The organism is Cupriavidus basilensis, assembly GCF_008801925.2.
GTDB classification, from domain to species: Bacteria; Pseudomonadota; Gammaproteobacteria; order Burkholderiales; family Burkholderiaceae; genus Cupriavidus; species Cupriavidus basilensis.
Genome location: NZ_CP062803.1, coordinates 2,628,884 through 2,642,804, shown reverse-complemented (window position 1 = coordinate 2,642,804; position 13,921 = coordinate 2,628,884). Strand labels below are relative to the sequence as shown.

Below are 13,921 nucleotides of genomic sequence, written 5' to 3'. Positions count from 1 at the left end.
AGAAGTTGATACTGCCGTCATGAACACTCTCGTCAACCTGCTCGATCTGGATGCGGACGCGCTTACCGCCTATTGCGGCGAGCTCGGCGAGAAGCCGTTTCGTGCGCGGCAGTTGCAGCGCTGGATTCACCAGTTTGGCGCCAGCCGTTTCGATGCCATGTCGGATCTCGCCAAGTCGCTGCGCGAAAAGCTCGCCACGCGCGCCGAGATCCGCTCGCCTGCCGTCATCACCGACAACCTGTCGGCCGACGGCACGCGCAAGTGGTTGCTGGACGTTGGCGCCGGCGATGCGGTGGAGACGGTGTACATCCCTGAGGAGACGCGCGGCACGCTGTGCGTGTCTTCGCAGGCGGGGTGCGCCGTCAATTGCCGGTTCTGCTCGACCGGCAAGCAAGGCTTCTCGCGCAACCTGTCCACTGGCGAGATCATCGGCCAGCTGTGGATGGCCGAGTTCGCCATGCGTGCCCAGCTGGGCCGTGCCGCCAAGGACGATCGCGTCATCTCCAACGTGGTGATGATGGGCATGGGCGAGCCGCTGCTCAACTATGGCCAGGTTGTGCCGGCCATGCGCCTGATGCTGGACGACAATGCCTACGGGCTGTCGCGCCGGCGCGTGACGTTGTCGACCTCCGGCGTGGTGCCGATGATGGACCGGCTGGCCAAGGATTTGCCCGTGGCGCTGGCGGTATCGCTGCACGCGTCCAACGATCCGTTGCGCGACATGCTGGTGCCGCTCAACAAGAAGTACCCGCTCGCCGAGCTGATGGCGGCTTGCCGCCGCTACCTGGAATTCGCCCCGCGCGATTTCATCACCTTCGAATACTGCATGCTGGATGGCGTCAATGACGGTGTCGAGCATGCCCGGGAACTGCTGAAGCTTGTGGCCGACGTGCCCTGCAAGTTCAACCTGATCCCGTTCAACCCGTTCCCGGAGTCGGGCCTCAAGCGCTCGAACAACGAGCAGATCCGCCGCTTCGCCCAGGTCCTGATGGACGCCGGCATCGTCACCACCATCCGCAAGACGCGCGGCGACGATATCGATGCCGCCTGCGGCCAGCTCGCGGGCGAGGTCAAGGACCGTACCCGCCTGGCCCAGCGCGGCAAGTTCGGCAAGATCACGCCGATCGTGGCGGCGCCCGCGGCCGGCCAGCCGCAAGAGGCCCGGCCTGCATGACCCGTCTGATAGTTGCGGTCCTGATGGGGCTGGCGCTGCTGTCCGCGTGCCAGTTGCCGCCGCCGGTCAAGCCCGAGTTGCAGACCGCATCCGACCAGACCGAGCTGAGCCGGCGTGCCACCATCCGTCTCCAGCTGGCTACCAGCTACCTTGAAGCCGGACAGTACACCGTCGCGCTGGACGAGGCCAAGCAGGCCATTGCCATCGACCCGACGCTGGTCGATGCGTACCATATCCGCGCGTTGGTCTACATGAACATGAACGAGCGCGTGCTGGCGGAAGAGAGCTTTCGTACCGCGCTGGCCATGCGCGCCGATGACGGCGACGTGCTGAACAACTACGGGTGGTTCCTGTGCGTGAATGGGCGCTATGCCGAGGCCGTGCCTTACCTGGAACGTGCGGTCAACGCGCCCTCGGCAAGCGGGCCCGGCAAGGCACTGACCAGCCTCGGTGCCTGCCAGCTGCGCAATGGCAGCAGCGAGGCAGCCGAGAAGAGCTTGTTTGGCGCCTTGCGCTACGATCGCAACAACCCGGTAGCCAACAACAACCTGGCGCTGCTGTATTACCAGCGAGGGGACTACCAGCGTGCCCAGCAGTATGTCGGCCGCATCAACAGCAGCAATTTCGTCAGCGCGCAATCCCTCTGGCTGGGTGCGCGCATTGCCCGCCGTCAGGGTGATGTAGCGGCGCAGAATGCCCTGGTGGCACAGTTGCGCAGCCGTTTCCCCGATTCGCGTGAGTTGACCGCATACGAACAAGGAGCATGGGATGAGTGAGCACGAGCGCGCCGAAGGCCAGACTGCAGCGACGGGGCACGCGGGGAGTACTCCTGCGGATGCCGGGCGCGAGGTGGTGGCGCGCGAGATTGGCGAGCGGCTGGCGCAAGCGCGCAAGGATCAGCGTTTCTCGCTGGAAGATGTCAGTGCGCGGCTGAAGGTCGCCTCGCACAAACTGGCCGCCATCGAGCAGGGTGACGTCGCGGCGCTGCCCGACGTGACCTTTGCCAAGGGCGTGATGCGCGCTTACGCGCGCATGCTGCAGATCGATATCGACGCCTTGCTGGCGCGTTTCCACGCGCAGGCTGTGCCGGTGGTGGAAATCGGCATGCGCCGCGAAGGTGGCCTGAACGAGAGTTTCGACGACCGTAACCGCTTTAACTCCGGCGGCTCCGGCGGTCGGTGGATCTGGCTGGCCCTGGTGGTCGCCGTGATCGGTGGCGGGGTGCTGTTCGGGCTGGACCACTTCAAGCAATGGATCGAGACGCGCAAGGAAACGCTCACGGCGCCCCCGGCGGAGCAAGCCACGGTGCAAGGCAGCGAGCCCGGTACCGTCACGGCCGCACTGCCGTCGGTGATGGCCGCGTCCGATGCCCCCGCGCCGTCCGAGTCGCTGCCCGCCAGCGGCCCGGTGGCGGTGGCGCCAGCACCTTCGGCAGCACCCGCACCTTCGGCAGCGCCGGCTCCGGCCGCCGTGGCCGTTGTCCCCGCGGCGGTAGCTGCTTCAGCAGCAGTGCCTGCCCCCGCAGCGGCGGATGGCGCGGGCGAGTTGCGCATCCGTTTCGCATCGGATACCTGGTACGAGATCCGCGACCGTAGCGGCAAGATCGTGCTTGGCGGTACTGCGCGCGCGGGCCAGGATCTTAGCGGTGGCGGTACGCCACCGTACAAAATCGTGATCGGCAACGTCAAGGGCGTCGAGTCGCTGACGCGCAACGGCACACCGGTCGACCTGCAGGCGGCAAACCGCAATAACGTGGCGCGCCTGACGCTGCCCTGAACATCGTTTCTCCAGCCATGCGCAACGCCGCATTGCAAGGTGGTAATGCTATGAATCAACAGGCTTGTATGCCGGTGCTGCCCGGCCCGCTGCCCCGCCGCAAAACGCGCCAGGCGCGCGTGGTGTGGGGCGACAACGTGGTCACGATCGGTGGCGACGCTCCCGTGCGCGTGCAGTCGATGACGAACACCGACACGGTGGACGCCATCGGCACCGCGATCCAGGTCAAGGAGCTGGCGCGTGCCGGTTCCGAAATCGTGCGCATCACGGTCAACACGCCGGAAGCCGCGGCAGCGGTTCCCGCGCTGCGTGAGCAACTGGACCGCATGGGCGTGAACGTGCCGCTGGTGGGTGACTTCCACTACAACGGCCACACGCTGCTGCGCGATTATCCCGACTGCGCCCAGGCGTTGTCGAAATACCGCATCAACCCCGGCAACGTGGGGCAGGGCGCCAAGCGCGACACGCAATTCGCGCAGATGATCGAAATGGCCTGCCGCTACGACAAGCCGGTGCGCATCGGCGTGAACTGGGGCAGCCTGGACCAGTCGCTGCTGGCGCGCATCATGGACGAGAACGCCCTGCGCGCCGAGCCGTGGCCGGCGCAGAATGTGATGGTCGAGGCGCTGATCACCTCCGCGATCGAGTCGGCGAAGAAGGCCGAGGAAATCGGGCTTTCGGGTGATCAGATCATCCTGTCGTGCAAGGTCTCGCAGGTCCAGGAACTGATCGCTGTGTATCGCGAGCTGACCAAGCGCTGCGACTACGCATTGCACCTCGGGCTGACCGAGGCAGGCATGGGCAGCAAGGGTATCGTGGCCTCCACCGCCGCGCTGTCGGTGCTGCTGCAGGAAGGCATCGGCGACACCATCCGGATTTCGCTGACACCGGAACCCGGCGCTGCGCGCGAGAAGGAAGTCTACGTGGGGCAGGAGATCCTGCAGACCATGGGCCTGCGCAACTTCACCCCGATGGTGATTGCCTGCCCGGGCTGTGGCCGTACCACCAGCACCACTTTCCAGGAACTGGCGTCCAGCATCCAGAGCTACCTGCGCGAGCAGATGCCGACCTGGAAGACCGCCTACCCTGGCGTAGAAGAAATGGATGTGGCCGTGATGGGCTGCATCGTGAACGGGCCGGGCGAAAGCAAGCATGCCAATATCGGCATCTCGCTGCCGGGTTCGGGCGAATCGCCGGCGGCGCCGGTGTTTGTCGACGGCGTGAAGGTCAAGACGCTGCGCGGCGATCGCATCGCCGAGGAATTCCAGGCGATCGTGGACGATTATGTGCGCACCCACTACGGCAAGAAGGCCGGGAGCGCCGGCAATGAGGTGGCAGCCTGAGCCGTTGCGGCCAGGCGCTACAGGGAAAGACAAGACACAATGAACCAACCCGTGAATCCGGTGGCCGCCAGCGATGGCACCAAGGCTGCCGACAGCAAGGCAGAGAGCAAGAGCAAGGCAGTGAAAGCACTGCAGGGCGTCAAGGGCATGAACGATATGCTGCCCGCCGACGCGCCGTTGTGGGAGCATTTCGAGAACGCCTCGCGCGCGATGCTGCGTGCCTATGGCTACCAGCAGGTCCGCACGCCCATCGTTGAGCACACGCAGCTGTTCGTGCGCGGCATCGGCGAGGTGACCGACATCGTCGAGAAGGAGATGTATTCCTTCACCGATGCGCTCAACGGCGAGCAACTGACGCTGCGCCCCGAAGGCACGGCGGCCGCGGTGCGGGCCACCATCGAGCACAACCTGCTGTACGACGGTCCAAAGCGCCTGTGGTACACCGGCCCGATGTTCCGCCACGAGCGTCCCCAGCGCGGGCGCTATCGCCAGTTCCACCAGCTTGGCGCCGAGGCACTCGGCTTTGCCGGCCCGGACGTGGACGCCGAGATCATCATGATGTGCCAGCGCCTGTGGGATGACCTGGGCCTGGTCGGCGTGCGCCTCGAGCTCAACTCGCTGGGCCAGGCCGAAGAGCGCGCCGCGCACCGCGAAGAACTGATCAAATACCTGGAAGGTTTCCAGGACATTCTTGACGAAGACAGCAAGCGCCGCCTGTACACCAACCCGCTGCGCGTGCTGGATACCAAGAATCCCGCGCTGCAGGAAATGGCGAGCAACGCGCCCAAGCTGATCGATTTCCTGGGCGCGGAGTCGCTTGCCCACTTCGACGGCGTGCAGCGCCTGCTCAAGGCCAACAACATCCCGTTCAAGATCAATCCGCGCCTGGTGCGCGGGCTGGACTACTACAACCTGACGGTGTTCGAGTGGATCACCGACAAGCTCGGCGCGCAGGGTACCATCGCCGGCGGCGGGCGCTACGATCCGCTGATCGCGCAGATGGGCGGCAAGGCGGCACCGGCTTGTGGCTGGGCGATGGGCATCGAGCGCATCATCGAACTGCTGCGCGAGGAAAAGCTCGTGCCGCAGGCGGAAGGCGCCGATGTGTACCTCGTCCACCAGGGCGAAGCGGCTGGCGAGCAGGCCATGATCATCGCCGAGCGCTTGCGCGATGCCGGCCTTGACGTGCTGCTGCATGCCACGCCCGACGGCAAGAGCGGCAGCTTCAAGTCGCAGATGAAGCGTGCCGACGGCAGCGGTGCGGCCTATGCCGTTATCATTGGCGAGGATGAAGTGGTGGCGGGCACGGCACAGGTCAAGGACCTGCGCCAGGGCGCGCAGGCCGAAGGCGGCGGCGCGCAGGTGACGGTGGAGGCTGGAAAGCTGGTCGACCACATCATCGACGCCATGGTTGGCGCCAGCGACTAAGCCTGCAGGTCAGCAGGCAGCATCGGAACCAGGGACCGCACGAGCGCGGTCCTTCATACAAACAAACGCGGGTGGATCCCTCGACATGGCTTACGATCTAGAAGAACAGGAACAGCTTGAGAGCCTCAAGGCCTGGTGGCGCCAGTACGGCAATACCGTGACCTGGGCCTTGATCGCCGGCTTGCTGGCCTTCGCTGCGTGGAGTGGCTGGAACTACTGGCAACGCAAGCAGGCCGGAGAAGCGGCGCTGCTGTACGAGCAGGTGGTCAAGGCTGCCGAGAGCCGCGATGTCGAGCGGATCAAGCGCGCCGCCGGCGATCTCGAGGAAAAATTCGGCAAGACAGCCTATGGCCCCATGACCGCGCTGGTATCGGCCAAGGTGCTGTACGATGCAGGCGACCTGGCTGGCACGAAGGCCCAGTTGCAATGGGCGATCGACCATGGCGATGGCGAGTATGCTCACCTGGCGCGCGTGCGCCTGGCTGGCGTGCTGCTTGACGAGAAGGCCTACGACCAGGGCCTGGCACTGCTCAAGGACGAGCCGCCGGCACCGTTCGTGGCGCTATATGCGGACCGTCGGGGCGATCTGCTGGCGGCCCAGGACAAGCGCCCGGAAGCCCGCTTGGCCTACCAGAAGGCGCTCGACAAGCTGAGCGCCAATGACGCAGCCATGCGCCAGATCATTCAGTTCAAGCTTGACGCGCTGGGCACCGCCTGAAGGCGGTTGGCCCGGCTCGCCGACAGGCCCGCGGAATTTGCATGCCACGTATGCCCCGCTTGCCTGCACCCTTGCGCCTCAACTTAAATCAGGATCGGAACCTCATGAAGTCATTGTTTTCCGGCACGGCCCAGAACCAGCAACACGGCAAATTTGTCCGCGGCCTGGTGGTGGCCGCCGCTTGTGCGGCCAGCGTCGCCAGCCTGGGCGGCTGCTCGTTGTTCAGCAAGGCTGACAAGCGCACGCCGGTCGAACTCAAGCCGATCACCCAGACGTTGTCGGTGCGCCAGGCCTGGAAGGCCAGCGTCGGCAAGAGCGGCCCGTACTCGCTGCAACCTTCTGTCTCCGGCAGCACCGTCTATGCATCTTCCAATGGCGGCAAGGTGCTGGCGCTCGATGGCGCCACGGGGCGCACCTTGTGGGAGGCCAAGACCGACATCGACCTGACCACCGGCCCCGGCAGCGACGGCACAGTGACGGCGGTGGCGGGCGAGAAGGGCGCGGTCTTTGCCTTTGACGCCAGCGGCAAGCAGATCTGGAAGAAGCAGGTCAATGGGGAGGTTCTCTCCGCGCCGCTGGTTGGCAACGGCCTGGTGGTCGTGCGCACGACCGATACCCGCGTGCTTGGTCTGGATGCGCAGACCGGCGAGCGCCGCTGGATCTACCAGCGTTCGCAGACCCCGCTCAACCTGCGCGCCTCGATGGGCATGGCGTTTGCCGGCGACGGCATCGTGATGGGTTTCCCCGGCGGCAAGCTGGGTGTGCTGGCTCCGGGCAACGGCGTGCTGCGCTGGGAGAGTACGGTTTCCTATCCGAAGGGCGTGTCCGAGATTGAACGGCTCAATGATGTGACGGGCCAGCCCATGGTCAATGGCCGCCAGGTCTGCGCGACCACGTTCCAGGGCCGGATCGCCTGTCTTGAGCTGGCCAATGGCCAGCCGCAGTGGGGCAAGGATTTCTCTTCGCCGACCGGCCCCGCGCAGGATGACACTTCGCTGTACGCCGGGGACGAGCGCTCCGTGGTCCATGCGTTTGACCGCCAGAACGGCACGGAACGCTGGAAGAACGATCAACTGCTGTACCGCCGTCTCGGCACGCCGCTGGCGGTGGGGCGTTCGGTGGTGGCGGGCGATTACGAAGGCTATGTACACTTCTTGTCGCGCGAGGACGGTCAGTTCGTGGCACGCCTGAAGACCGATGGCAGCGAGATTACCGCTGCGCCGGTGGTGGCGGGCCCGTCGCTGGTGGTACAGACACGCGACGGCAACCTCTACGGCTTCGTGCCGGACTGAGGCGGTCGACATTCATGGCGACTGTCCGTGCACCTGTCGGCACGGGCGGCGCCAATCCGGTAGCGCGGCCCTTCTGGCCGTGCAGGTGAACGAGGTCGGGTTGCGATGCAAACCTGACCACCCGACAGGAAAAGTGGCCAGGCGCGCGACGCCTGGCCGTCGGACCCATATCACTCCGGAGTTCCTGGGGGGCGGCATCTGCCGGCCCCCATTTCCGTTTATTGCATGAAACCAGTTATCGCTCTGGTCGGCCGTCCCAATGTGGGCAAGTCGACGCTATTCAACCGCATGACCCGTTCGCGCGACGCGCTTGTCGCCGATTTGCCTGGGCTCACGCGTGATCGCCACTATGGCGAGGGCCGTATCGGTGAACGTCCGTTCATCGCCATCGACACCGGCGGTTTCGAGCCGGTGGCCAAGGAAGGCATCGTTGCCGAAATGGCCAAGCAGACCCGTCAGGCGGTGGTCGAGGCCGACGTGGTGATCTTCCTCGTCGACGGCCGCCTCGGGCTGGCGCCGCAGGACCGCGTGATCGCTGATTACCTGCGCAAGACCGGGCGCCGCGTCATGCTGGCCGTGAACAAGGCCGAGGGCATGAAGTACACGACCGTGGTGTCGGAGTTCTACGAGCTTGGCATGGGCGACCCCTATGCCATTTCGTCGACCCACGGCGACGGCGTGCGCGAGCTGGTCGACGAGGCACTGGAACTGGCGGTGAAAGAACGCCCGGAACTTGCCGAGGAAGACGAGGGCGCCCAGCGCGGCGTCAAGATCGCTATCGTGGGCCGGCCGAATGTGGGCAAGTCCACGCTGGTCAACACCCTGATCGGCGAAGAACGCGTGATCGCGTTCGACATGCCTGGCACCACCCGGGATGCCATCTATGTGGAGTTCGAGCGCGGCGGCAAGCCCTATACGCTGATCGACACAGCCGGCCTGCGCAAGCGCGGCAAGGTGTTCGAGGCCATCGAGAAGTTCTCCGTGGTCAAGACGCTGCAATCGATCGCTGATGCGAACGTCGTGGTGCTGCTGCTCGACGCGCAGCAGGACGTGTCGGAGCAGGATGCGCACATCGCCGGCTTCATCGTGGAATCCGGGCGGGCGCTGGTGGTTGGCGTCAACAAGTGGGACGGCCTTGACGGCCACAGCCGCGACCGTATCAAGCACGATCTGGAGCGCAAGCTGCAGTTCCTGGACTTCGCCAACTTCCACTTTGTGTCCGCGCAGCAGCGCACGGGCATCAGCGCGCTGCTGCGCTCGGTGGATGAGGCGTATGCCGCGGCGATGGTCAAGCTGCCCACGCCGCAGCTCACGCGGATCCTGCAGGAAGCGGTCGAGTTCCAGCAGCCGCGGCGTGTCGGCGCGACCCGGCCCAAGCTGCGCTACGCGCACCAGGGCGGGTCCAATCCGCCCATCATCATCGTGCACGGCAATTCGCTTTCCGGTATCGCCGACACCTATCGGCGCTATCTCGAAAACCGTTTCCGCTCGGCTTTCAAACTGAAGGGCACACCGCTTCGCATCGAATTTAGAACGAACAAAAACCCATATGCCGACTCGAAGGATTGAGTCAGTCGACGGGAGCCCGGGCGGGTAAGTTTCGTTTGCGTTCGTTTGGAACTGAGGCTAAATTCACGGTAGCAGGGGGTTCCCTGCGAGGCGATGCTAGCTTGGTACCGTTTTGATCTTTTTTTGGCGCGGTTTGCGCCGTTTGACTTGAATCGGGGATTACCGTCCCCATCATCTATCACTAAATCTATAAATTTGGAGTGTGCCATGAGCAACAAAGGGCAATTGCTACAAGACCCGTTCCTGAACGCGCTGCGCAAAGAGCACGTACCGGTTTCCATCTACCTCGTGAATGGCATCAAGCTGCAAGGCAATATCGAGTCGTTCGACCAGTACGTCGTCCTGTTGCGCAACACCGTGACGCAGATGGTCTACAAGCATGCGATTTCCACCGTCGTACCCGCCCGCGCCGTGAATTTCCGCGTGGACGAAACGGCTGAAGGCTGATCATCCGCGGATAGCACCGCAGTTTTCCGGCGGGCCAGTCGCACCACGACACGGCCGCCAGTGCCGGTGTCGCGCAGGGGCCAGATGCTCCGGTGCGACACCAAAAGACGCCAGCCCATCCTGGCTGCAAAGTAGCCACGGGCACGGACATGCTTCACCCTGGTGCATTCCGCCACGGACAGCGCCCCCGCTTCAAGCGTCTTCCCAGGCCGGGGCTCCTGCCTAACGGCGCCAGCCGCTGCCTCCCAGTAGCTTCCAACCCGTTTTCCTTTCTCGCGTTTCGCGATCCTCCCGTTTGCAATCTAGAGCCACTTCCAATTCCGAGTCCTCCCGCGCCATCCTCGTTGGTGTCGATTTCGGCAAGCATGATTTCCAGGAAAGCCTGAGCGAGCTGGCGTTGCTGACGTCGACCGCGGGTTCCACGCCGGTGCACACGCTGACCGGACGCAGGTCCCGTCCCGACCCGGCGCTGTTCATCGGTTCCGGCAAGGCGGAGGAACTGAAGGAGGCCGCCGATGCACTCGATGCCGACGTGGTGGTGTTCAACCACTCGCTCAGCCCTGCCCAGCAACGCAACCTCGAGCGCTTCCTGCAGCGCCATGTCATCGACCGTACCGGACTGATCCTGGACATCTTCGGCCAGCGGGCGCAGAGCCACGTCGGCAAGGTGCAGGTCGAGCTCGCCCAGGTCCAGTACCAGGCCTCGCGGCTGGTCCGCGCCTGGAGCCACCTGGAGCGGCAGAAGGGGGGCATTGGCATGCGTGGCGGCCCGGGCGAGCGCCAGCTCGAGCTCGACCGCCGCCTGCTGGACGAGCGCGCCAAGCGGCTGAAAGCTGACCTGACGCGGCTGCAGCGTCAGCACAGCACCCAGCGGCGCGCGCGGGCGCGCAACGACACCTTGAGCATCTCGCTGGTCGGCTATACCAACGCTGGCAAGTCGACGCTGTTCAACGCCCTCACCAAGGCTCGGGCCTACGCTGCCGACCAGCTGTTTGCCACGCTGGATACCACTTCGCGCCGGCTGTACCTGGAAGGCGTGGGCAACGTGGTGCTGTCGGATACCGTGGGCTTCATCCGCGATCTGCCGACCCAGCTGGTGGCCGCGTTCCGCGCCACGTTGGAGGAGACCGTGCATGCGGACCTGCTGCTGCATGTGGTCGATGCCTCCAGCCCGGTGCGCCATGAGCAGGTCGAGCAGGTCAACCGTGTGCTGGCCGAAATCAATGCCGACGACATCCCGCAGATCGTGGTGATGAACAAGATCGACGCGTCGCCCGAACTGCTCGAGCAGGGCCCCCGCGTGGAGCGCAACGAGGAGGGTGTGCCGACCCGCGTGTTCGTCAGCGCGCGCGATGGTATTGGTCTGGATACCTTGCGCGAAGCGCTGGTGGAAGTGGCGCGCTGGCTGGCCGAGCGCCCGCCGGAGCGTCCCCCGCTGGATCCGCGCCTCGCGGTTGCGCAGCCCTACCCGGACGACGATCTCGACAGCGATTTTGACGGCGATGACACCCGGGTGGATCCGGAAGAACCCGACACGCAGTGAGCCGGTTCGACGGAAATCGGAGCCAGATTGCCCCAAATGGGTAAAAGTGGCGTCGATGACTGTTAGAATCCCCTTGTTCCAACTATCCCGGACCCGTGCACTTCATGCCCCTGTTTCCCCGGAATTCTGAATCGAGCCATGCCTTTGGCAGCCGCGCAGGTGGCCGCAACGGCGGCCATGCACCGTCGCGAACGGCCTGGCAGCGTTTGCGCGCGATCCTGTCTTTGAACGATCCCCGTTGGGGTAGGGGCGGCCCGGATGACGAGGACAAAGACAAGGACAAGGATAGCCGCGACAACAATCGCCAGCAAAACCAGCGTCCGCCCCAGGATGGTCCGCCCGACCTCGACGAACTCTGGCGCGATTTCAACCGTCGCCTTAACGGCCTGCTTGGCCGTAAGGACAATGGCGGCGGCAACCAGGGCTTTGGCGGCGGTGCGCGCACGCCGGGCAAAGGCTCGGGGATCGGCGCGGGCGTGGTGGTGATCGCAGCGGTCGGCATCTGGCTGGCCAGCGGTTTCTTCATGGTGCAGGAAGGCCAGACCGCCGTCATCCTCCAGTTTGGCAAGTTCAAGTACACGACGGGCCCGGGTATCAACTGGCGCCTGCCGTACCCGATCCAGTCCGCCGAGATCGTCAACCTGTCGGGCGTGCGCTCGGTTGAAGTGGGCCGTTCCACCTCGATCAAGGACAGCAACCTGAAGGACGCGTCGATGCTGACGCAGGACGAGAACATCATCGACGTCCGCTTCACGGTGCAGTACGACATCCAGGATGCGAGCGAATTCCTGTTCTACAACAAGACCGACCGTGGTGGCGACGAAGAACTGGTGACCCAGGCAGCCGAGACCTCGGTGCGCGAGATCGTCGGGCGCAACAAGATGGACGCGGTGCTCTACGAGAACCGTGAACAGATTGCCCAGAACCTGGCCAAGTCGATCCAGTCGATCCTGACCGCGTACAAGACCGGCATCCGCGTGATCTCCGTCAACGTGCAGAGCGTGCAGCCGCCCGAGCAGGTCCAGGCGGCCTTTGACGACGTCAACAAGGCCAGCCAGGACCGCGAACGCGCCATCAGCGAAGGCCAGGCCTACGCCAATGACGTGATTCCGCGCGCCAAGGGTACCGCCGCGCGTCTGAATGAAGAAGCCGAAGCCTACAAGGCGCGAGTGACCGCCCAGGCCGAAGGCGATGCCTCGCGTTTCCGCCAGGTCCAGGCCGAGTATGCCAAGGCCCCGCAGGTGACGCGTGATCGCATCTATATCGAGACCATGCAGCAGATCTATACCAATTCGACCAAGGTGCTGGTGGATTCACGCCAGGGTAACAATCTCCTCTACCTGCCGCTGGACAAGCTGATGTCGCAATCGGCGGTGGATGCGCGCGCGCCGGCTTCCGGCACCGCGCAGGCCCCTGCCGCGGGCAGCGGCACGTCTCCCGCGCCCGATGCCAGTGGCGATAACCGGTCGCGCGAGCTGTTGCGCAACCGTGACCGCGATTCGCGCTGAGGAGACCCGACATGAACCGACTGATTTCCGTAGTAATCGGCCTCTTCATCGCGCTGGCGATCGGCTCCTCGATGGTGTTCGTGGTGGACCAGCGTCAGTACGCCGTGGTGTTCGCCTTCGGCCAAATCAAGCAGGTGGTGAACGAGCCGGGCCTGCACTTCAAGTTGCCGCCGCCGCTGCAGAACGTGATTTTCATGGATCGCCGCCTGCTGACGATCGATGTGGCCGCTTCGGAGCGCTTTCTCACGGCCGAGAAGAAGAGCATGGTGGTGGACTGGTTCGTCAAATGGCGCATCACCGATCCGCGCAAGTTCTACGTGGCCTTCAATGGCAACATCCGCGGCGCGCAGGACCGCATGACCCAGCGTATCGACTCCGTTGCACGCGAGGAATTCGGCAAGCGCACGGTGGCGGAGCTGGTGGCCGGCGAGCGCGAGAAGGTGATGCAGAATATCCGCTCCGCGATGGCTGACTACGCGCAGTCCGTTGGCGTCGAGATCATCGACGTGCGCCTCAAGCGTGTCGACCTGCTGCCCGCAATCAGCGAATCGGTGTATCGCCGCATGGAAGCCGAGCGCAAGCGCGTGGCCAACGAGCTGCGCTCCACCGGCGCGGCCGAGGGCGAGAAGATCCGCGCCGATGCCGATCGTCAGCGTGAAGTCGTGCTGGCGGAAGCCTACCGCGATGCGCAGAAGATCAAGGGCGAGGGCGATGCCCGCGCGTCGCAGATCTACGCCGAATCGTTTGGCCGGGATCCCCAGTTCGCGCAGTTCTGGCGCAGCATGGAGGCTTACCGCAATACGTTCCGCGACAAGCGCGACGTGCTGGTGCTGGAGCCCAATTCCGACTTCTTCCGCTATATGCGGTCGTCGGGCGGCGCAGCGGCGCCGGCGGCAGCGCCTCCGGCGAGCCGTCGCTAAGCTAGGCGGTTCCATCCGCCAGGCGCTTCGACAAAACCCCGGCTTGCCGGGGTTTTGTCCGGCTGGAGGGGCGGCAAGAGAGGCTCGCGAGGGGCGTCGCTGCCGTCTCATCCGCCACGCCAGGTGACTGGCTCCCCGCTTGCGGCTGGCGCTCCCGGCGCAGCGCGCGGCGGGATCGAATTTCAACGGGTGGCTCAAGGCCT

General features: G+C 64.9%; 12 protein-coding genes. All 12 read left to right on the top strand.

Going from position 1 to position 13,921, the window contains the following annotated elements:
* The first annotated feature begins 19 nt into the window (after positions 1–19).
* The gene (rlmN, locus tag F7R26_RS11945) at positions 20–1,174 is read left to right on the top strand and encodes a dual-specificity RNA methyltransferase RlmN (RefSeq protein WP_150992407.1); all 1,155 of its coding nucleotides are present in this window, start codon (positions 20–22) and stop codon (positions 1,172–1,174) included.
* Entirely contained in the window at positions 1,171–1,950 is a 780-nt protein-coding gene (gene pilW / locus F7R26_RS11940) for a type IV pilus biogenesis/stability protein PilW (protein ID WP_150992405.1), read from the top strand. The genes rlmN and pilW overlap by 4 nt, the downstream gene beginning before the upstream one ends.
* Positions 1,943–2,950 (top strand): helix-turn-helix domain-containing protein, encoded by a 1,008-nt coding sequence (locus F7R26_RS11935; RefSeq protein ID WP_150992403.1) that lies wholly within the window; start codon positions 1,943–1,945, stop codon positions 2,948–2,950. Before pilW ends, F7R26_RS11935 begins: the two co-directional genes overlap by 8 nt.
* Positions 2,951–3,000: 50 nt before the next feature.
* On the top strand, positions 3,001–4,293 hold the full coding sequence (gene ispG, locus F7R26_RS11930) for a flavodoxin-dependent (E)-4-hydroxy-3-methylbut-2-enyl-diphosphate synthase (RefSeq protein WP_150992401.1): 1,293 nt from the start codon (positions 3,001–3,003) through the stop codon (positions 4,291–4,293).
* Between the two features lie 147 nt (positions 4,294–4,440).
* Entirely contained in the window at positions 4,441–5,721 is a 1,281-nt protein-coding gene (gene hisS, locus F7R26_RS11925; RefSeq protein ID WP_241754531.1) for a histidine--tRNA ligase, read from the top strand.
* An 85-nt stretch (positions 5,722–5,806) separates the two neighbouring features.
* Positions 5,807–6,439, top strand: a complete 633-nt coding sequence (locus F7R26_RS11920) for a YfgM family protein (protein ID WP_150992397.1) — start codon at positions 5,807–5,809, stop codon at positions 6,437–6,439.
* A 104-nt stretch (positions 6,440–6,543) separates the two neighbouring features.
* On the top strand, positions 6,544–7,731 hold the full coding sequence (gene bamB, locus F7R26_RS11915; RefSeq protein WP_150992394.1) for an outer membrane protein assembly factor BamB: 1,188 nt from the start codon (positions 6,544–6,546) through the stop codon (positions 7,729–7,731).
* Between the two features lie 225 nt (positions 7,732–7,956).
* On the top strand, positions 7,957–9,300 hold the full coding sequence (gene der / locus F7R26_RS11910) for a ribosome biogenesis GTPase Der (protein ID WP_150992392.1): 1,344 nt from the start codon (positions 7,957–7,959) through the stop codon (positions 9,298–9,300).
* Between the two features lie 207 nt (positions 9,301–9,507).
* A complete protein-coding gene (hfq, locus tag F7R26_RS11905) occupies positions 9,508–9,747 on the top strand; it encodes an RNA chaperone Hfq (RefSeq protein ID WP_006157757.1) in 240 nt (79 codons plus the stop codon).
* A gap of 295 nt (positions 9,748–10,042) precedes the next feature.
* On the top strand, positions 10,043–11,290 hold the full coding sequence (hflX, locus tag F7R26_RS11900; RefSeq protein WP_150992390.1) for a GTPase HflX: 1,248 nt from the start codon (positions 10,043–10,045) through the stop codon (positions 11,288–11,290).
* A 104-nt stretch (positions 11,291–11,394) separates the two neighbouring features.
* Entirely contained in the window at positions 11,395–12,798 is a 1,404-nt protein-coding gene (gene hflK, locus F7R26_RS11895) for an FtsH protease activity modulator HflK (RefSeq protein ID WP_150992388.1), read from the top strand.
* A gap of 11 nt (positions 12,799–12,809) precedes the next feature.
* Entirely contained in the window at positions 12,810–13,718 is a 909-nt protein-coding gene (gene hflC, locus F7R26_RS11890; RefSeq protein WP_150992386.1) for a protease modulator HflC, read from the top strand.
* The last annotated feature ends 203 nt before the right edge of the window (positions 13,719–13,921 follow it).

Coding starts and splice junctions, on each gene's coding strand:
- F7R26_RS11920 (WP_150992397.1), top strand. CDS start 5,807: ATGGCTTACGATCTAGAAGAACAGGAACAGCTTGAGAGCCTCAAGGCC.
- ispG (WP_150992401.1), top strand. CDS start 3,001: ATGAATCAACAGGCTTGTATGCCGGTGCTGCCCGGCCCGCTGCCCCGC.
- rlmN (WP_150992407.1), top strand. CDS start 20: ATGAACACTCTCGTCAACCTGCTCGATCTGGATGCGGACGCGCTTACC.
- pilW (WP_150992405.1), top strand. CDS start 1,171: ATGACCCGTCTGATAGTTGCGGTCCTGATGGGGCTGGCGCTGCTGTCC.
- der (WP_150992392.1), top strand. CDS start 7,957: ATGAAACCAGTTATCGCTCTGGTCGGCCGTCCCAATGTGGGCAAGTCG.
- hflC (WP_150992386.1), top strand. CDS start 12,810: ATGAACCGACTGATTTCCGTAGTAATCGGCCTCTTCATCGCGCTGGCG.
- F7R26_RS11935 (WP_150992403.1), top strand. CDS start 1,943: ATGAGTGAGCACGAGCGCGCCGAAGGCCAGACTGCAGCGACGGGGCAC.
- hflK (WP_150992388.1), top strand. CDS start 11,395: ATGCCCCTGTTTCCCCGGAATTCTGAATCGAGCCATGCCTTTGGCAGC.
- bamB (WP_150992394.1), top strand. CDS start 6,544: ATGAAGTCATTGTTTTCCGGCACGGCCCAGAACCAGCAACACGGCAAA.
- hisS (WP_241754531.1), top strand. CDS start 4,441: ATGAACGATATGCTGCCCGCCGACGCGCCGTTGTGGGAGCATTTCGAG.
- hfq (WP_006157757.1), top strand. CDS start 9,508: ATGAGCAACAAAGGGCAATTGCTACAAGACCCGTTCCTGAACGCGCTG.